The following is a 19,905-nucleotide window of genomic DNA, read 5'->3' as shown; positions in this document are numbered from 1 at the left end:
TATGAGAGTTTTGTAACTGTAATTACAAACTTTAATCATTTATGCGCCCGATTTAAGAATTACTGTCACTGCTACCAATATCAAAACTATAAGGCATGCCGCAACAAACTTGCCTTCTTTTTTCATGGCGAATGTGACAGCTAAAGAGATCACACGTACCAGCGGAGTAATGATGAGCAGTATAATTCCTAAATCAATAACGGCTATTGGATTTCCCTGCAGAATCCCCTGTGCGATTTCTGAAAGAGACATCGTGACTTCTTCGTAATCTCCACCGAGGATGATGAGCATGACCAGTCCGATGAATAGAACGATGATGCTGGCAATCATGCCGACAGCAAGAACGGAACTTATTCTGTGATTAAGATTATCGTCCATCACATCACCTCATATCCGAATACTTTCAGAATCATCGCAATGGCAATGATTATCATCAGCACTGCGAACATTTTTTTCATACTGTCGCTGGCTGTTTTTAATGCTAATATCGGTCCTACTTTGGTTCCTAAGAATGCTCCGATAGCCACTGAAGCTGCCAACGTTGGTGAAAGACGCCCGCTGACATAGTAAACGCTGGCGCTCGCAAGTGCTGTCACACCGATCATGAAGTTGGATGTAGCGGTGGCAGCTTTCATGGGAACGTTCATCCAGAGGTTCATTACTGGAACTTTGATGATGCCTCCCCCCACACCCAGCATGCCTGATATATTGCCGGCTCCGAAGCTGGCAGCCATTCCGCGCGGGAGATTCACAACATCATAACTGACTTCCTTTCCCTCATCCATGTAGCTTCCGGAGACTGAAGGATATGTCTTTTTATCTTTTAGCGCAGAATCCGATTTTTTCCCATATGCCATGTGGTATGAGCCGTAAATCAGAATGACTGCAAAAAGTGCAGAGAGGATCTCCTGGTTCAGGTACATGGCTATCGCTGCTCCGGTTATTGATCCTGCTACAGTAAACGGCTCCAAAAACATTCCCAGCTTCATATTGGCCATGCCTTTGGACACATATCTGGAAGCTGCGCTGGTTGATGTTGCAATGATACTTATCAAACTGGCCCCTATGGCTTCTTTCATAGGCAGGCCGAAAATTAAGGTTAAGACGGGAATAACAATCAATCCGCCGCCTATCCCGAACATGGATCCGATTATACCAGCTGCTGCAGCTGTTATCATCACTTCTACCATGAGTATAGGATCCATTGGCTAAGGAATACAGAACAACTAATTGAAGATTAATCCTGCGCAAAGTGTTATAATCGATATGCAATACGAGTAATGTGGATGTAATCTTAGTTCGATATGCAGAAGTCGGTCTGAAAAGCCCAGGCGTCAGACGTTATTTTGAAAACATACTTATTGACAACATTCTCAACAATCTCGCACATCATCAAATCGAAGCACTGGTGGATTGTGAGCAGGGCAGAATACACGTTACTACTGACAAGATCGAGGCTGCAATCCCAGTCCTTACTAAAGTCTTCGGAGTGGCTTCTGTCTCTCCTGCTTACACCTGCAGCAGCGACATGGCTGAAATGTGTCAGGCAGTTGCAGACTTTTCCAGAGACTACATGAGCGAAGGAATGTCATTTGCCGTCAAGGCCCGCAGGGAGGGCAATCATCCCTATTCAAGCATGGATGTAGGCAGGGAAGTAGGGTCGGCAATATTCATTGCAAATGAAGACAGAAACGTAAAGGTCAATCTGTCTAAGCCTGATATGACCTTCTACGTTGAAATAAGAGGAAAATCTGCACGTGTCTTTACTGAATACATTCCCGGACCGGGGGGTCTGCCTTTTGGAAGCCAGGGAAAAGTTGTAGCTTTCGTAGAAACGGAAAAAGATGCCCTTGCTGCCTGGTTCATGATGAAACGCGGCTGCAGAGCGGTAATCGCAGGCAGAGAAGACGGAGCTGCCAGACTTCTCAGGGAATGGGTTCCTAACCTAAAAATCATGGACTGCAGCATAAAAGATGTGCTGTATAAAGAAAATAAGATACTGGCCGCAGTCTACGGCTATACTTTAAGAGACATTGATAAAATAAAATCTGTAAATCTCAGCCTGCCGGCATTCTATCCGCTTTCAGGAATGAGTGATGAAGAAGTCGACTCATGGATTCTGAAAGTGCTTAACAGCTGAGAACAATATCAAAATCAGAACCGGCCTTAATGCCGGTATGCACATTTTTGTAAGTTTGAGGCAGGCAGTAGATATCAAGAAGGGAATCGAAATATCTATCGAAAGCAGAATGCCTTCAGTCCCGCCTCGCTACCCCTATGTAGTTGAATTATATAATATGATACTAATACAAGTAAAATTAATGTAATCTGGTGTATAACAAGATAAATTCTTGTTTTGTCATTCAATATACTGTACAACTTATGGCATAGTTATCCATAGTTATGATTTAATGAATGAAATAGATCATGAAATTTTAATCTGAGCATCAGTTTCAGTGAACTCTGATGTATTAATCCTAGATCACTTCTGTGCTTAATCTGCACTTTCTGATATGATTGTTTTTTCATATGTTTTGACAGGGTTCTGCTCGTTGTGCAAAGATTTATATCGATTGATACTTTGTAGTGGATATATCATCCAATATCAATACATATGATGGAGATATATGACATCTGCAGGCGGTAGGTTTCCTGCAAAGCTATTCAAATGAGGAATGTTTATCATGAACAGTAAAATTATTGCCGTTGTAATTGTTGCAATTTTAGCGGTAGCAGGAATTGGAGTAGTTGTTCTTACAACGGGGAACGATGACTCCTATAAGACTGTTGAAACCAACAGATTAGTTGTTTATGGAAATGCTAACAATGACGATACGATTGATACTCATGACTTGGACATCGTCAAAAGCATTGCTGATGGGGAATCAGTCTGGGACAGTCAGAGCAATCCATTTGCAGATACAAATGCGGACGGTGTAATAGATTCCAAAGATGTGGATCTTCTTGAGAAAATAATCAAAAAAGAGCCCTGTGAAGTATATTACCGTGATTATCAGGGAGATGCTGTGAGGGTGGATTATCCGCTTGTAGGCAAAATTGGAACTATGTATTATCAGCAGGCTCAGCTGGCAATTCTTCTTGGCCTCTGGGATAATGTAACTGCGTGCTGCGAACGCTCTATGAATGATGTAACAAGTCCCGGCTACCTGGAAAAATTCTCATATGGTGATGGATACAATGTCGATCCTGAACTTGTGTTGAAATCTGGCGTAGACACTATAATCTGCTACACACAGACAGACACAACAGCTCCAGATATGAAAAAGCTTGTTAATTCCACAGGTGCAGATCTAAATGTACTGTGCATAAACCACGAGAGCCTTCTGGAATGTGTTGTTACGTATGGTTTTCTGTTCGATGTTACTGAAAAATCTCTTGAATATGCAAAACTTGCAGATGAGTGCAGCACTTCACTCTATGAATGCATGAAAGATGTTCCTACAGATGAACAGCCGTCAGTGGCTATTGTCATGCTTTATGGAACAGCAACAACTGACAAAATAAGAGTGCTGGGCTACAGTGAGACAGGAAATAAGCACAACCTAGCTAAACTCATAAATTCTGTACCCAATGTCAATTGGGTAAGAGCGGATCTTAATTCTCCTTCATATGGTACATATGTAACTTCTGAATGGTTTCTGGAAAATCAGCCGGATTACATAATTCTGGTCGGATCAAGCATGGGTACGTCATCAGATATGTCTTTAGATGAAATTAAAAATGTATATTATACCAAATGTGAAGAGGTGTTTGGAAAAACCAACGCGTTTAACAACGGCCACATAATCGCAGCATCCAACGGGTTGTTGAATGGTTATTCCAATCCGCTTGTATCACTCAAGCTGCTTTCTTACGTGTATGATGAGATTGATGATAAACTGGCGGAAGAAGCATACAACCAGTGGTATGACAAATATGCACTGCACACAGTTGAGGAATACCCTTCAGAAAGCATATTCTATGTTACTAAGTAAACCAGGGGCTCAGCCCCTGTTCTTTTTCCAGTGATGTTATGAGTGAAGGCGAGATAGACAATGACAGACTGATTGGTGAAATCGTCAGAAATTCTATCAAAAAGTGGCAGGAAGAAAAACAAAGCCCCGCTGTCAAACCGGAAGTCGTCAATGAATATCATAAATACAATTCAAGAAAATTTACCTTCATCTTACTCTGTTTTATCGCATTAATCGTATGCTGCGGTATTGCGCTTACAATCGGACAGTATGATATAGGTTTTTTTGAATCGTATCAGATACTGTGGCAGCACATAACTGGGAATGTACAAGATGTTCTCAAAGATTATACAATCTGGGAGTTAAGACTGCCGAAGATCATTGTCGGAATAATTGCTGGATCTGCCCTTGCCATATGCGGCGTAACCATGCAGAGCATTCTGAAGAATCCTTTAGCTGATCCATACACCACAGGTGTATCATCCGGTGCAGGATTTGGTGCTACACTTGCGATAGTGCTCGGAGCTTCAATAGTCACAGATGAATACTCGATCGTTCTGAATGCATTCATCTTTGCATTAATACCAACAATGGCAATCATATTTGTTTCTAAAATAAAAAATGCTTCTCCAACCACCATGATCATGGCGGGCATTGCTATAATGTACATTTTCAATGCCATGACGACAATTATAAAGCTCTGGGGTGACCCGGATTCATTATCAGCCGTGCTGGAATGGCAGGTAGGCTCTATCGGCGGAATAGAGTGGAAGAACATTCCAGTTATGTTAGTTATAACTGTAATAGGTTTTGTAATCATTCAAATCCTGTCTAGAAAGTTAAATGTCCTGGCCACTGGTGAAGACAATGCTAAAGCCTTGGGAGTGGATGTAGACAACCTCAGAACATTGACAATGGCTCTTGTCGCCCTTGTTACTGCAACTGTGGTGAGTTTTACAGGTTTGATAGGATTTATTGGTTTAGTGGCACCACACATATCTAGAATTGTCATAGGTGCAGACAACAGGTATCTTGTACCAGCATCTGCGCTGTTTGGAGCTGCGTTGCTCATCGCAGCAGATATTGTGGGAAAGACTGTTATTGCTCCGGCAGTTTTACCAGTTGGTGTTATAACTGCCTTCTTAGGAGGACCTCTGTTCCTATTCTTGATACTTAGAAATAAATCTGAAATATGGGGCTGATTTGATGCAGATAGAAATTTCTAACGCATCGTATGATTATTCTAAAAATGTAAGCGTTCTTCATGATATCAGTCTTAAGATGGAGAGCCCTAACCTGATCTGCATTGTCGGACCAAACGGCGTTGGTAAATCGACATTAATCAAATGTATAAACGGGCTCTTAAAACCAAAATGTGGAGAAATAATCATCAATGGAAGAAATATCAGGGACTTTAGTAAAAAAGAACTGGCAATGACGGTTGGCTACGTCCCTCCCAAAACGACTGATCTATTTTCCCTGCCTGTTTTAGATGCCATAATGATCGGCAGGCACAATCTTCAGGGATGGAAAAACACTTCAGAGGATGTAAATGAGATTTACGGCATACTCAAATTGTTGAATATCGAAGATCTGGCTATGAGATCATTTAATAATCTTTCATCCGGGCAGCATCAGAAAGTATCAATCGCAAGGGGGCTGGCGCAAGAAACACCCATTCTTTTGCTTGATGAACCTACATCAAATCTGGATGTTAAACATCAAGTATATGTCACCGAGCTGTTGAGAGGAATTGCCAAGGCTAATGATATGCTGATTGTCATGATAAGTCATGATTTGAATATCGCAGCCAAATACGCAGACAAGATCATTGTGATGGCAGAACCGGGAAAGATCTACTCATACGGCACTCCCGGGGAAGTGATAACACAAGAGATGGTCAGAGATGTCTACGGAATCGATTGTGAGATCGAGGACCATGACGGAGTGCCGCATGTAATTTTAGGTTTTGTGCTGTCTGCCTGAAATTAATTGATATCTGCTGTTTTTATCTAAAGTCAACCATGGTCGGCTGTCCGCAGTAAAACATTCCGCGGCTGTTGATGATCTCATCCAGAATATACCTGCAGCCATATGTGCCGATCAAGCTTCTGTTCACAAGCGATGTTCCAAAGCTGTAGGGAATTCTCGTCTGAACACATGAACTCGTACCATCATTTCTCTTGATGATTTCTGCACTCATACCGTCTGTAAATATCAATTCGTATTTCTCTGATGGATCTGCGTCAAGTGCATCCATGCAGTCTATTTCTTGAAGAAATTTCATTAAATGTTCTGTCATCGGAGATTCATCTTCTCCTAGGATCTTTACATATTCCGGCACTATTGAAAGATGATCATGCATCCATCTGATGATGGGCAGAACATCTGACGGAATGCCTGTGATTGAGCATCCGCATCCCCTGAAACCGCCCAGCATCTTTTCTGAATTCATGAGAATCCTGTCAACATCTGACTTTTCAGACATAATTGATTCCAGTGCGGTTGTAGGATCAGTTCCAAACCTTGAGGAAACCTCTTGAATAAACGAACAGATCGAAGGGTAGCCTATGGGTGATCCGAAACTTGGGATCATGTAGGGTATATCAAAATTAGCTGAATAATACTCTGCAGTCTTCATTGAAAATTCGGGATGAATCAAGATGTTCAGTTCGGAACTGGTTGATCTTTTCAGCTCTTCCTTTGTACAGCCGCATCCTATGAATGCTGTTACACTGATACCTATTGACTCCAGCATCTTTGCAATTTCTTTTCTGCCGTATTCCCAGCAGCTGTCTGATATGTTATATCCCAGAATATTCACCGTCTGAGGAATTTTGTGTTTTTCTTCAGCTTTACACAGATGTTCTACAATTCGTGTTATCGTATCATCAAAACCTTTGTAGATCGACATCGAAGAAACATATCGGCTGGCAGTGATTGTTTTGTCTTCTGCATGAGCTCTTCTTATTGCATTCATATTGTCTGTTACCTGCACCGATGCTCCCAGCGTATCTACCATAATTGTGTCAGAGTCGGATACAGAATTGATCGAGCTCAGCCCATCTGAAATCTTATCAGCAGAACCCATAATCATGTCATTGGAATTCAGGTATGTGCACGGCAGTTTGGATTGTCTGCTGAAATACTTGGATGAGCAGCATTTGGGGTCTTCTTTGGAATACTCATGTATCAGCTCTTTCAGCAGAATCTGGGTTCTGGAGCGGCAGCCTCCGGGGCCGTTTATCAAGATCTTCATTCCTTTTATTCCTTCAGCAGCCAGCACTGCACCCAGAAATCCGTCAGGTTCAGTATTCATAAGTCAATCCTCCAGCCATCGTTCACTGGTATTTTCAGCGAGTTCCGAACTCTTCTTGCCCAGCGCAGTGCACCGGATACTCCTGTGTAACCTGTATTGAAACCTATCCATCTGATGCCGAGTCTGCCTACGCGGGAATCACTGGTTATAATCAGATCCGGTTTAATCTCATCAATGAGATCTTTTAAGCCGCAGAGCGACACATCATAGTTGTGCTGAATATTTTCATGTCTGCTCTTTTTAAAATTTTTATCAGATGTTGTTCCTTTCCAATGTGCTATCCTTTTGACATCTATACCCATATCAAGAAGAGTATCGATCTGCCAGTCTACATCATGTTCAGGCATTAAGTACAACATTGCAGACAGTCCTTCAGTATTTTCTTTCATTTTTTCCATAAATCCATAATACCTGTCTTCAGCGCAGAGCAGGTAGTCTTTGCCGGCATCAGGTCTGCCCGTCATCTTCGACAATGCATCTATCCAGGTTCTTATTCCATGCATGCCGTTGGGCATCTTAAGCATCCTGCAGTCTTTTCCCTGAAGCAGGATTTCAGACATTTTGTTGTTTAGCTGCGAATCTCCAATCTGGATGTTATATTCTGCAGTATGCAGTTTTTTAATTGAATCAAGTGACGTTTTTTCATTTATCACCGTGTTCACATTGAGTCCTGACGATTCCAATATCCTGTAGATCTCACGGATATTTTCAAGCCTGGACAGCATTGGTGAAGAATAACATAGAATATTCACAGTGTTGGGAATTACCTCTTTGTCTTGATCTATCAGGCTGGCCATGCACTTTAGTGCACCTGTATAGCATCCAAATTTGCTGCCAAGAAAAACATCATCTTCCGGGACTGCTATGACCTGCACATCATCTCTGCACAATCTTTTAGCAGCGCGTTCTAAATCAGCGCCGATCTCAACAGGGGTGCACGTCGGTACTAAAAATACAGTTTTGTATCCCTGAGAAATTACTTTGTCTACAGTGCTGTTTAAACATTCTAAGTCTCCGCTGAATGTAAGATCATCATTCATTTCTGTACAGAATATATTGCATGAATTCAGTTTCCCTTCAATAGAGGGAAGTTTCAGCGACCGTCTTCGATTGGCATATTCCATGAGATATGCACAATTCCGGGGTCCATGGAGCACGACAGCAGCATCTGAAATTCCCTGAAGAAGTTCCACAGCGCCGTGCGATGTGCACGAAGGCATCACGTAATTTCCTTTGTATGTGATGCCCCTTTCACAATCATACGCATCAAAATTGCACACTGTTTCCTTTTCAGAGGAAATATCCTTTCTTGCAGGTTTTCCAGATGCTATATCTCTCATAGCTTCTTCTGAAATGGGCCGAGGGGATTTCAGTTCAGCATATCCCTCTGATGCATTGATCACAGCTTCAACAATCTCATTCAGCTCTGATGCAGATTCTGACTCTGGAAACAGTTCTAAAACAGTGTTGCCTATAATCTCTGCTTTTGAAAACACAGCATCTTTTGAAATGCTGCCAATAATCTCCAGACCTGTGGCAATAGAAAACTCTCTGACATTTGCACTCAGCTCAGGCGCCCTGCTGTTCACAATCAAACCAAGTATGCATGGAGTATCGTTTAGATTTTTGATTCCGCGGAGGATATTGTTAGCAGCATACAGCGACATGAATTCTTCAGAGACCACAAGAATAACCGCATCCGTGTTTTCTTTTCTCATCGGTACTGAAAATCCGCCGCAGACAACATCGCCGAGAACATCGTGTATTCTTATATCAACATCGTCTGGAGTGTGTTCGTCCAGATAGTCGAATAATCTGATCATTCCTTTTCCTGCACATCCGATTCCAGGAAATGCTCCGCCGCACTCTACACATGATATTCCGTTTGATCCGGATTCTACCGGGTCTGTATCTTTCTGGTCCGTCAGGCAGTCCATGAAAGTTATCTGATTTACTCCGCCGGTCAGCAGTCTCGTGGAGTCATGCTTGGGATCGCAGCCTACGTGAAGTACTTTCAATCCTCTGGATGATATTCCGTAGGAAATATTGGCTGAGATGGTTGATTTTCCTATGCCGCCTTTGCCATAGACTGAAATCCTGTACATATAAACAAACTGACACTTTATGTTAGATATATAATCCAATTGCTTAGATTGTTATATTTCATAAAATCATTTAATTTCTTCAAGCTCTTGCATGCAGCCTTGTGGATATCAATCTTAAAAACATAAATCGGTTATTATAAAACAAAGTCTGCACTGGAAATGAAGGGGTCTTTATTGAAAAATTCAGAAAAATTGGTAAATAGATATCCCGCATGTGCGGGAATATCTTAGTTTACTGAGTTTACTTTCCTTTACGGTTGTGAGCACCGATTGAAGGTCTGACCTTCTCAGCGCCTTTGCCTTTCCATTTAAGTCCACGTCCTGCTTTTCCAGCAGCTGTGAGTCCACGGTAGGCACGGCCTTTCTGTTTTGGAGAGCAAATCCAGTTGATGTTCTTGTCAGCTTTGATAACAGGGTGGTGAGGGTCAACCATTATGATTTCAAACCATTCGTGCTGTCCATCCATTCCAACCCAGTAGGAGTTGAGAACTTCTAAGTTTGGATATTTCTTGCAGGCTCTTTCCTCAGCAATGCGCTGAAGGCTCTTTGCCATTGTGATCTTGTTGATACCGCGGCGTTTTGCCCTGCGTCCTTTTCTGATCTTTCTCTTTCTGAGAGATCCCTTACGGACACGGCCTCTTACAATGATATATCCCTGCTTGGCTTTGTATCCAAGTTTTCTTGCACGGTCTAAACGAGTAGGATGATCAATCTTTACAAAATTCTCTTCCTTTCTCCACTCAATCAAACGAGACCACTGTAACTGCTTAACATAGCTCTCACTTGGTGTGTTCCAAGCTTCAGCGATGTAAGTGTACATGCTTTTTCCATTTACATTCCTGGAAACTTCCTCGGAAGTCTCAGGCATTTGTTTCTCTTCGTTATCGTCCATGTATGTCACCTGCCGCCACAGCGGCTATTCAGGATTCACCCTTGCGGGCACATTTCCGAGAGCAAGCCCTCGTGACTTGGGACTCGAAGATTGAGTGATGATATTTATACTTGCCCATCAGCCATAAATCATTAATATCTTTATCAAACCAGGCTTTCTGAGTTTTCTGCGATTGTAACTGGTTAAATCAGCATTAACTGAACAAAATATGAAGATGGTGGCAATAAACTCACACTCATATGAATGAGCGTAAAAAAAGGAATTGGATACGCCTGATAATTCTCATTGTAATTCCTTTAGCAGTAGGCATGCTGTCGTCTTTTGTCACAGGAGACAGCATGACAATGTATAAGGATTACAATCAGCCGCCGTTTTCACCGCCTTCGCTTTTGTTTCCTATAATGTGGACGATCCTTTACATCTTGATGGGCATATCCGCATACCTGGTCACTGGACCTGAAGTTCCTGCCAGACAGAAAAGCGCTGCTTTGACAATTTTTGCAGTGCAGCTTGTAGTTAACTTCTTCTGGTCGCCTCTTTTCTTCAAAATGGGGCTGGTTCTGATCTCTTTCTTCTGGATAGTCATGCTGTGGATTTTAGTTCTGATAATGATCTTGGTGTTCAGAAGGATCAGCAAAGCCGCTGCCTGGCTGCAGCTTCCTTACATAATCTGGCTTACAATCGCGGCATACCTGAATCTAGGAATCTTTTTACTGAACTGACGGGCGCAAGCCTATCATTCATTTATTTTTAAAGCTTCTAAAACCGATTCAGCACTGCTCTCCGCTTTGATATTGTACAAAGCAGAAACGATCTTTCCTTCTTCTATGATAAATGCGGATCTGACAGTTCCCATAACTTTCTTGCCGTACATCATTTTCTCTTTTCTTACACCGTATGCCTCTGCAGTTTTGCAGTCTGGATCGGACAACAGATGAAATTTCAGACCGTACTTTTCTGCAAATTTTTTGTGTGAAGAGACTGTATCTTTGCTGATGCCGATAATCTCGTACTCCATCTTCTTAAACGATTCATACGACTCGTTGAACGAAACGGCCTGTTTGGTGCATCCCGATGTATTATCCTTTGAATAGAAGTAGAGGATGATTTTTTTGAAGTCTGAAAGGGAAATCTCTCCTTCAGCGCTGTCAAGTTTGAATGAAGGAGCATCGTCTCCTGATTTAAGCTGCGTATCACTCATGAGAAGGAAACTCCTTTCCTATCTTGAATGCTTTTCCTACTTTTTCTCCCAGTGAATAGTAGATGCTGCCGCAGGTGAAGTACATCAGTGGGTTCATCTTCAGAGCGTCTGCTTTGCCCTGTTCTAAAATTTCATCATCTGCATATACATTCACAATTCTGCCTACGATCAGATCTGTGCCTTCGAACTCAATGATCTTTTCAAGTCTGCATTCTGCTGTTACGGGGCAGTCGCTGATCATCGGCGCTCCAGTCTCTCCGCTGAATGTTTCGAATACTTTGGATTTATCAGTGTCATACCCGGAAACAATGCCGCAGTAGTCTGTCGGCTCTGCCATCTTTATGTCTGGAATATTGACAGAGAAATTTTCAGTCTGAACTATGCCGTCTTTAGTGTATCTCTTCTTGGCTGTGACCAGCCCGATCATCGGGGGCTCATCGTCAATAATGGTTGACCAGGCTATCGGGCAGAATGTCGGTTTGTCATTCATATTTGATCCCAGCAGACATACGGGCAGGGACATTGGAGGCACCGCGGCTCCCAGTTTTACTTTGTTCATGCATCACACATGCACTTCTTTTCTTATCTTTAACTGCATGTCTTTTCGCAAGAATGACTGCCGTTCTCTAAAGCTAAATTTAAGTATGATTTTTCGCTTTTCCATCCAACCTGTTTAATAACACCTATTTTTCGGCCGATCGCAGTCGAAGAGTACCATTAATGGAGAGAAGAATATGACAAATCCACAGACACTTGGAAACAGAGTTCGCACATTCCGCGAACGTTTAGGATTATCTGTTGAAGAACTATCTCAAAACTCAAATGTGGATACAGCTGTCTTGGAGAGCATCGAAGCTGATGAGGTATATCCATCAATCGGTACATTAGTCAGATTAGCAAGGGCCCTGGGTCAGAGAGTGGGGACTTTCACAGATGATCATTTTGTTCCCGACCCGCTTATTGTAAAATCCTATGTGATGCAGAATGAAACCGCTCCCAATCAGGGAGTCGGAACTCCCGGATACCGCTACTGTCTGCTGGGAAAAGGAAAAACAGACAGGCACATGGAACCTTATTATATCGTGATTGAGCCGTCTGAAAAGAGGCCGATCTCCGCCCACGAAGGAGAAGAATTCATAATAGTGGTCTCTGGAAAACTAGAACTTGAGTACGGGAAGCAGAAATATGCTCTGAATGCCGGGGATTCGGTATATTACAACTCAGTCGTGCCTCACGCGGTCAATTCGGCAGATGACAAGCCGGCTACCATATATGCCGTAATTTACACACCGATCTAAAGGGGTATTGAATTGAGAACCGAACCAACTCGCGAAGCTACTCTGGGACAGTTACTGGATGAAACAGTTTCTAAGTTCCCGGACACAGATGCAATCGTATACCCCGACAGAGATTACAGACTTACATGGTCTCAATTTTCAGATGTTATCGACACTGTAGCAAAAGGCCTGATGGCGATGGGGGTGCAGCGCGGAGAAAAAGTAATGATCTGGGCCACAAACGTTCCTCACTGGCCTACGCTGCTTTACGCAACTGCCAAAATCGGAGCCATCTTATTAACAATTAATACCAATTATAAAGAAAAAGAGCTTGAGTATGTTTTCACTCAGTCTGAATCAGAAAACATCTTCCTCATTGATGGTGTCAGAGATACAGACTATGTGCAGGTGGTATACAATCTCCTGCCTGAACTGAAAACGCAGCCGAGAGATACTTTTCATTCAGAAAGATTCCCTCACCTCAAGCGCGTTTTCTTCCTTGGACCTGAGAAACACCGCGGAATGTACTCTATGAATGAGCTCATGTCCATGGCCTGCCAGGTTTCAGATGAAGAATATGAGGCAAGAAAAGCGGAAGTCTCCTGCTATGATGTAGTCAACATGCAGTATACATCTGGAACTACCGGCTTTCCCAAAGGTGTGATGCTGACGCATCATAACATAGGAAACAACGGATACTGGATAGGAAATTACCAGAACTTTACGGAAAAGGATCGTATCTGTATTCCCGTTCCGCTGTTCCACTGTTTCGGCTGTGTGCTGGGTATGATGTCCAGCTTAAATACCGGTGCCACGCTGGTAATCCTTGAAAAATATGATCCGGTAAACACAATGATGGCCATCGAGAAAGAAAAATGTACCGCAGTCTACGGTGTTCCCACGATGTTCATTGCCATGCTGGAGCATCCTCTGTTTGACAAGTTTGACTTCTCATCTCTGAGAACGGGAATTATGGCCGGATCTCCGTGTCCAGTCAAAAGCATGTACGAATGCGTTGAAAAGATGAACATGACCCAGGTGACAAGCGTATATGGTCTTACGGAAGCTTCACCGGGAATAACGCAGACCCGCTGGGATGAACCGAGTGTAGAGAGAAAATGTACAACAGTCGGCAAGGTTCTTCCCGGTATCGAAATGGCGCTGATCAACCCAGACACAGGAGAATTCTGCAAACTGGGAGAACACGGAGAAGTGTGCTGCCGCGGTTATAATGTCATGAAGGGATACTATAACATGCCTGAAGAAACAGCCAAATCCATTGATAAAAACGGATGGCTTCATTCAGGAGATGTCGGTGTTTTAGATGAGGAAGGATATCTTTCCATCACCGGACGTCTAAAGGATATGATCATCCGCGGAGGAGAAAACATCTATCCTAAAGAAGTGGAAGATTTCATTCACACCATGGATGGAATTCAGGATGTACAGGTAGTCGGAGTTCCAAGCAAAAAGTATGGAGAGCAGCCCGGGGCATTCATTATTCTCAAGAAGAATGTCGACATGACCGAACAGGATGTGCTGGACTTCTGCCGCGGGAAGATCGCCTGGTACAAGACTCCAAAATACATAGCCTTCGTTGACACTTACCCGATGACGGCTTCAGGAAAGATCCTGAAGTATAAACTCAGGGAAATGTCTGCTGAGCTGTGGCCCGATGCGTGATTAACTGAAAAGGATGCGATGCCCATCACCGCATCCTTTCTGTTTTTATTTTTTGAATCGTTATTATTGAACTGAATATGATACATATCGATTGTGATTCATTCGTATCTGTTCGTTCTTCTGATGAAAACTTATCATTTACACAGAGGTGCAAGCCGTCTTAGAATGTTTGATATGCTTGAATATTTACCAATGTATAAAGTACACAATATGGCAGCAAACTTGGCTAGACAGCAACCGACAAGAAATTCTTGTTGGTTCGTACTGGAGTGCAAGGCAAGTACGAGAAAAATTGACTATCATTACCTGAGTATAACATTGCATTAGACTATCGTGTTCAATCGCAAATTGCAAACGTATTTCTGCTGTTGGGTGGCAGTTGGGCTTCATGAATATCTTCGAAAAGAGATTTGTGATAGGCGATGACTGTTTAAAACAGGATGGCCCCTGTTATTTCCGGGAACCTTGCAATATATTTGCGACATTCGGTCTTCTGAAAGAAATTTCTATCAATAAGTAATGAATATATATGCAGTGGTAACGGACTACAACCAATATTCCGATCTAGCAGGGGTTTTTTTGCAATGGTGCAGAACAAGCATTACTTTACTGTAAATCTCAATATAACAACACGGACGTGGATGAAGATTGATGAAATTTATTTTGGAACAGAAAGGATCAGATCTTTCGACAATTATTGCGGAGGAATATTTGAAACCGGAAGAGACTAGAAAATATCCAGGTAATTCATTCCGAAGTGGTATGTTGAAAACAATCGGTACAAGTGTAGATCTCAGTGTGCCATCAGTGTCACGGTTTGGCAGTGAAAATAGACTAACGAGGAAGCAGAATATAATCAAATATAATAACTTTTTAGACAAATATTCTGGATTAATCTGACGTACTAGAATTATCTTCAAAGATAAACATTGATCTGTATGATATTCCAAGAAACTCTTGGAATAATCCGTAAATACTTGGTCACAATTTGGCGATTGATGCCATTTCAAAAAGTAGGCGATGTCAAAGTTCATTATCACGTATCAGGTGAAGGAGAACCTCTTCTTCTGGTAGCCGGCTTGTTTGGAGATCTGCACAATTGGAAGAAAACTGTACCACTCTTTGAGAAAGATTATAAAGTGATCATCTGTGACAACAGGGGATCAGGTCTCACCGAAGCGCCTTCAGATCAGTTTGTGATGAGTGATTTGGCAGATGATGCAGCCGGTTTATTGACTGAGCTGGGAATTGAAAAGGCACACATATTGGGATGGTCGATGGGTGGAAATGTAGCTCAGGAAATTGCTATAAACCACAGCGATCTGACAGGAACGCTCACTCTGATGTCTACATACACTAGAGAACCAGATCGGTCCAGGTATGCAATTGAGGCTATGCTTCATTCTGTTCTGGAAGGTGCTGATCTGTATACATTCAATGCCATGATGCAGGCCTGGTGCTCTACAGATGCTCATTTGAGCGGTAAATTATACAGGCCTACGAGACGGGGAAGTGAGAACCGCGGGGAAGATCTGCGCATCATCAATGGGTATGTGCAGCAGAAGAGGGCATTAGATGCATTCGACAACCGCGAGAGGCTGCATATGATCACCGCTCCCACACTGGTTGTTCACGGAGATTCAGATATAATGGTGTCTCCATATTTTGCAGATGAGCTTGTGAAAGGCATATCCAGCGTTGAACAATACTGGGTTCCAGGCGCAGGACATTTTCTTTCTTCTCACTCATATGCGGAAAGGGTGATGCAGTTTCTAAACTCCCACCCTTTAGATAATCTCTCAGCGGAATCAGAGAAGAAACCCACTGCCTGTCAAAACTAACTTTTTCAATATTCTTTTGTCTCTAATTGATGAGAGCTTATATGATAAGATTAATTAAGCCCAATATGTTGCGTTAATTGATATCTCATGAATTCACGCCCCTTAATCTTTTCATGTATTTTCCAGAGGTGCCGATATGGCTGAGGAATTTACAGTGACTGTTGTGATATTACAGTTATTTGTTTTGTTCCTGCTGTCTAAAATCGCAGGTTACCTCTGCAGGAAAGTAAAAATTTCTGCTGTTATCGGGGAAATTCTAGTTGGGATAATTGTTGCAAACATCTTCCTTTATCAGTGGCTAGGTTTCGGAGATACTCCGGAATACATGGACGTTTTAGAAGTCCTCAGTGAACTGGGTGTCATTTTCCTGCTGTTCTCTGTAGGTCTTGAGACTCCTTTCAGCGATCTTAGAAAGGTAGGAAAAACGGCTATGCTAGTAGCTATACTGGGTGTAGTTCTTCCATTTATTGCTGGATTTGCATTAATCATGTTCCTCTACAACAATCAGGCAGAGGCATTATTCATTGCAGCAGCGATGGTTGCTACCAGTATTGGAATCACGGCACGTGTGATAGGCGATATGAAGCTCACTCAGCGTATTGAGTCCAGAGTCATTATCGGAGCGGCTGTGATTGATGATGTTCTAGGCATGATTGTTCTGGCAGTAGTGACCGGTATAGCAGTAGGTGGAGAAAGCGCCAACGTAATCGACATCGTATCTACAGTCGGCTTAGGAATACTGTTTGTAATCTTAGTCATTGTAATGGGGTCGTTTATCTTACCGAAAGTTCACAAACGGCGCCAGGAAGAGTACAAGAAAAAATGCGAATGTGAGGGATATGTACCTGCTAGAAACCCTAGGAGGAGCAATCCGTTCATTCTCGCAATTATCGTATGTCTCGGTATCTCGCTTGCTGCATCATATGTCAACCTGGCAGCTATCATCGGTGCATTCCTTGCAGGTATGGTATTTGCTGAGTTCAAAGAAGAGCTGCCTTGTGAAGAAGAAGTTCAGTCATTAAATCAATTTTTAGTGCCGTTCTTCTTTATTTATGTAGGTATGCAGGTGGATCTTTCCGCTTTCGACTTAGAGACGCTCATACTTGCGATTGGAGTAACGATCATTGCGCTGCTTACTAAATTCATCGGATGCGGAATTGGTGCCTGGAAGCTTGGTCCCAAATCAGCTGCTATCGTAGGCATAGGGATGGCACCGAGAGGTGAGGTAGGTATTGTCGTTGCTACATTAGCATTTGGTACATACGGTCTGATAACATCTTCCCTCTTTGCGGTCATCATCTTCATGTCGATGGCTACTACGATTATTGCTCCGCCGATCTTAACATGGCTGTTCCGTAGGAAGATCGAGAGTGAAAATCTAGAAAAAGTGGAAGGAACAACAGGCTAAAACTAGCGGGATTTTCCCGCTTTCTATATTTTTTTAACATCTTTTGCCTGCATATGAACTCCTAGATCTGTTGTGATCTTATGAAATTGCTAAGTGTAAAAATTGATGGATTTAGAAATCTCAAGGATATACACGTCTCATTCTCAGATATGTGCGCATTGGTTTCTACGAATGATTATGGCAAATCCAATTTATTGGATGCTATCAAGTTCACAACTGATTTCATGTTGGAATCTAGGGACTCTAAGCGAAAAATGATGGCAGATATGTCTTGCATGCCCTATAATATCAATCATCATCCAGATGTGTTTTCAGCAGAATTATTATTGGCTGTAGACTTTGATGGTTTGGAGTGTATAGTAGAATATCATTTTGCATTTGAGTGGAGATATGAGGAAGAATATAAGATCGTCTCAGAATCTCTTAAAATAAAACAAGACAGAAGTAAAAAGTTTACTACATTGATAAATAGAGATGAAAGCTCTGCACAATACAAAGCTTCAGATGCTGCCAGATGCAACAGTAAAATTTCTGTTGATGATTATGAGCTAATTCTAAACAAGCTCCAAGCGTATGAAGATCTATACTATCATTCAATAATCTGTAAACTTAACAATATTGAGATTTATGTAGATCGTTATCTAGACGCATCTTCATCATACCAACCAGATCCATTTATCAGAAAAGACTTTAATGAGCTGGATCTAGAATCTCTGCATAATCTTCCAAGGATACTTTTCTTCTTAAGCAAGCAATATCCAGATGAGTATCATCGTTTAGAAGATGCCTATATGCAATTATTTCCAAATATAATAGAAATACAAATACGTGAGCTTGAGTTAAACGCACCTATGATATCTGAACCAACGGATGATTTTTCGCATGTTATCGCCGATAAGATATATTTGATGAGGTTCAAAGATAAAAATCTTCATAGATTATTGGATATGGATTCTTTATCAGGTGGTGCAAAAAGAGCGTTTGTACTGCTCACACGCTGTGTTATTGCAGACATTAGACAAATGCCACTTCTTGCATTTGAAGAACTAGAAAACTGTGTGCATCCTTCACTTTTGAAAATGCTCTTGAGCATAATTAAACAATTAACCAATGATGACTGCAATATACTGCTAGCGAGTCATTCTCCATATCTGGTAAGTTATCTCAATCCTCAAGACATATATGTGGGACTTCCGAATGATGAGGGGATAGCTGAGTTCCTTTGTATAAATAACGGTAAGAAATTGCTGATTGATGCTTATGAGTCTAATTGTTCCATAGGTGATTTATTATTTGATCTGATGTCAAGTGATCATGATAATTTACTGAAATATTTGGGGAGAAATAAAGCAGGATTGAATTAACCGTGCTTTTTGTTGAAGGAGATACTGAAAAGTTATTTTACAATAATGTCTTGCAATTCTTATCTGGCAATATCAAACAAAACCTGAAATTAATACAATGTAATTGAGGAATCTCAATATGCTTTAAACAATCTCTTTGGTCACGTCTCAAGTTTATAAATACACAATGCAAACTTTGTTCATCTGATTAAAAAAAATGATCAGCGGCCTGTTTTCAGACCGCTTAAAATCTGTTTAGGAAAATACTTTCTTAATTTTCAGTCCGCCAGCAATGTTGATTATACCGATCAGAATCAAGAATGCTCCAATGATCCACATTGAAACTTCAATTGTCTGAGCGGGGAATATTGCGATTACACATCCTAGTATCAAGGAAATAATCCCAGTTATAAGCGGGAATAAACTGTCGCCCTTTGATCCGGTGCCGGCAACGAATATGAGGCCGAAGATCTGGAACAATCCCATTACAATCAGGAATGCTGCCATGATGTATACCAGAACTTCTGCAAAGTACAGTGGCGTCATTATCATAATTATTGCAAGAATAATATACAGTATGCCTTCCAGGAGTGGAAAAGCTCTGCTTCCCTTGGGAAGTGCTGTACCGTTTATTACTCTTGAAAGTCCAGACAACAATGCAAATGCTCCGAGCAGGATAATAGTAATGCCCAATGTAATGCCGGGATACACAATTGCTATTATTCCGACAACCAGCGCTAACACGCCAAAGATTAACATGTTCTTCCAGTCATTGGCGATCATTCGTTTCATTATATCCATAATAATCATCTCAAGATCTATTGTAAGATCTTATCAGGTTCGATAGGCAGGGATGTACGCT

The 19,905-nt window shown here is 41.8% G+C and carries 19 protein-coding genes; 11 read left to right on the top strand and 8 right to left on the bottom strand.

All coding sequences use genetic code 11. The features are described 5' to 3' along the window. Nucleotides 1-39: 39 nt before the first annotated feature. A complete protein-coding gene (locus tag H729_RS07630) occupies nt 40-378 on the bottom strand; it encodes a DUF1634 domain-containing protein (RefSeq protein WP_020449432.1) in 339 nt (112 codons plus the stop codon). Further along, nucleotides 378-1,205, bottom strand: coding sequence for a sulfite exporter TauE/SafE family protein (locus H729_RS07625; RefSeq protein WP_048134059.1), 828 nt, complete (start codon nt 1,203-1,205; stop codon nt 378-380). The genes H729_RS07630 and H729_RS07625 overlap by 1 nt, the downstream gene beginning before the upstream one ends. 77 nt (nt 1,206-1,282) lie before the next feature. On the opposite strand from H729_RS07625, the gene H729_RS07620 reads away from it, so the two are divergent. From H729_RS07620 to H729_RS07605, 4 genes are all read left to right on the top strand, one after another. After that, on the top strand, nt 1,283-2,140 hold the full coding sequence (locus H729_RS07620) for a THUMP domain-containing protein (RefSeq protein WP_020449430.1): 858 nt from the start codon (nt 1,283-1,285) through the stop codon (nt 2,138-2,140). Nucleotides 2,141-2,684: 544 nt separating this feature from the next. After that, entirely contained in the window at nt 2,685-3,995 is a 1,311-nt protein-coding gene (locus H729_RS07615; RefSeq protein WP_020449429.1) for a dockerin type I domain-containing protein, read from the top strand. Between the two features lie 38 nt (nt 3,996-4,033). Beyond that, nucleotides 4,034-5,176, top strand: a complete 1,143-nt coding sequence (locus H729_RS07610; RefSeq protein ID WP_020449428.1) for a FecCD family ABC transporter permease — start codon at nt 4,034-4,036, stop codon at nt 5,174-5,176. Nucleotides 5,177-5,180: 4 nt separating this feature from the next. Beyond that, the gene (locus H729_RS07605; RefSeq protein WP_020449427.1) at nt 5,181-5,960 is read left to right on the top strand and encodes an ABC transporter ATP-binding protein; all 780 of its coding nucleotides are present in this window, start codon (nt 5,181-5,183) and stop codon (nt 5,958-5,960) included. Between the two features lie 22 nt (nt 5,961-5,982). Here H729_RS07605 and H729_RS07600 read toward each other — a convergent pair whose 3' ends face one another. The 3 genes from H729_RS07600 to H729_RS07590 all read right to left on the bottom strand — a co-directional run bounded on the left by H729_RS07600 (nt 5,983) and on the right by H729_RS07590 (nt 10,266). After that, complete coding sequence (locus H729_RS07600) at nt 5,983-7,293, bottom strand: nitrogenase-related protein (RefSeq protein WP_020449426.1); 1,311 nt, start codon at nt 7,291-7,293, stop codon at nt 5,983-5,985. Next, nucleotides 7,290-9,398, bottom strand: a complete 2,109-nt coding sequence (locus tag H729_RS09565; protein ID WP_020449425.1) for a nitrogenase component 1 — start codon at nt 9,396-9,398, stop codon at nt 7,290-7,292. The genes H729_RS07600 and H729_RS09565 overlap by 4 nt, the downstream gene beginning before the upstream one ends. Before the next feature lie 241 nt (nt 9,399-9,639). Then, nucleotides 9,640-10,266, bottom strand: coding sequence for a 50S ribosomal protein L15e (locus H729_RS07590; RefSeq protein WP_394295673.1), 627 nt, complete (start codon nt 10,264-10,266; stop codon nt 9,640-9,642). Nucleotides 10,267-10,529: 263 nt separating this feature from the next. Between H729_RS07590 and H729_RS07585 the strand changes: the two genes are divergently transcribed. Continuing rightward, nucleotides 10,530-11,012, top strand: a complete 483-nt coding sequence (locus H729_RS07585; protein WP_020449423.1) for a TspO/MBR family protein — start codon at nt 10,530-10,532, stop codon at nt 11,010-11,012. 14 nt (nt 11,013-11,026) lie between these two features. Here the strand turns inward: H729_RS07585 and H729_RS07580 are convergent, their stop codons facing one another. Together H729_RS07580 and H729_RS07575 are read right to left on the bottom strand one after the other, a co-directional pair. Beyond that, nucleotides 11,027-11,491: a peroxiredoxin gene (locus tag H729_RS07580; RefSeq protein ID WP_020449422.1), complete on the bottom strand. Its 465-nt coding sequence runs from the start codon at nt 11,489-11,491 to the stop codon at nt 11,027-11,029. After that, nucleotides 11,484-12,050 carry a flavin reductase family protein gene (locus tag H729_RS07575; protein WP_020449421.1) on the bottom strand — a complete coding sequence of 189 codons (567 nt, stop codon included), beginning with the start codon at nt 12,048-12,050 and terminating at the stop codon, nt 11,484-11,486. Before H729_RS07575 ends, H729_RS07580 begins: the two co-directional genes overlap by 8 nt. A gap of 175 nt (nt 12,051-12,225) precedes the next feature. Between H729_RS07575 and H729_RS07570 the strand changes: the two genes are divergently transcribed. The 6 genes from H729_RS07570 to H729_RS07550 all read left to right on the top strand — a co-directional run bounded on the left by H729_RS07570 (nt 12,226) and on the right by H729_RS07550 (nt 19,064). Continuing rightward, entirely contained in the window at nt 12,226-12,789 is a 564-nt protein-coding gene (locus H729_RS07570) for a cupin domain-containing protein (RefSeq protein ID WP_020449420.1), read from the top strand. A gap of 12 nt (nt 12,790-12,801) precedes the next feature. Continuing rightward, nucleotides 12,802-14,451: an AMP-binding protein gene (locus H729_RS07565; protein ID WP_020449419.1), complete on the top strand. Its 1,650-nt coding sequence runs from the start codon at nt 12,802-12,804 to the stop codon at nt 14,449-14,451. Between the two features lie 651 nt (nt 14,452-15,102). Next, nucleotides 15,103-15,351, top strand: a complete 249-nt coding sequence (locus H729_RS09905) for an HsdR family type I site-specific deoxyribonuclease (protein WP_020449418.1) — start codon at nt 15,103-15,105, stop codon at nt 15,349-15,351. 98 nt (nt 15,352-15,449) lie between these two features. Next, entirely contained in the window at nt 15,450-16,292 is an 843-nt protein-coding gene (locus H729_RS07560; RefSeq protein ID WP_020449417.1) for an alpha/beta fold hydrolase, read from the top strand. A gap of 136 nt (nt 16,293-16,428) precedes the next feature. Continuing rightward, a complete protein-coding gene (locus H729_RS07555; RefSeq protein ID WP_020449416.1) occupies nt 16,429-17,700 on the top strand; it encodes a cation:proton antiporter in 1,272 nt (423 codons plus the stop codon). 80 nt (nt 17,701-17,780) lie between these two features. Next, complete coding sequence (locus tag H729_RS07550; protein ID WP_020449415.1) at nt 17,781-19,064, top strand: AAA family ATPase; 1,284 nt, start codon at nt 17,781-17,783, stop codon at nt 19,062-19,064. Between the two features lie 234 nt (nt 19,065-19,298). On the opposite strand, the gene H729_RS07545 is transcribed toward H729_RS07550, so the two are convergent. Beyond that, nucleotides 19,299-19,844, bottom strand: coding sequence for an HdeD family acid-resistance protein (locus tag H729_RS07545; protein WP_020449414.1), 546 nt, complete (start codon nt 19,842-19,844; stop codon nt 19,299-19,301). Nucleotides 19,845-19,905 lie beyond the last annotated feature (61 nt).

Source organism: Candidatus Methanomassiliicoccus intestinalis Issoire-Mx1 (assembly GCF_000404225.1).
Taxonomy (GTDB): Archaea; Thermoplasmatota; Thermoplasmata; order Methanomassiliicoccales; family Methanomassiliicoccaceae; genus Methanomassiliicoccus_A; species Methanomassiliicoccus_A intestinalis.
This window is presented reverse-complemented; position numbering and strand designations above follow the sequence as displayed.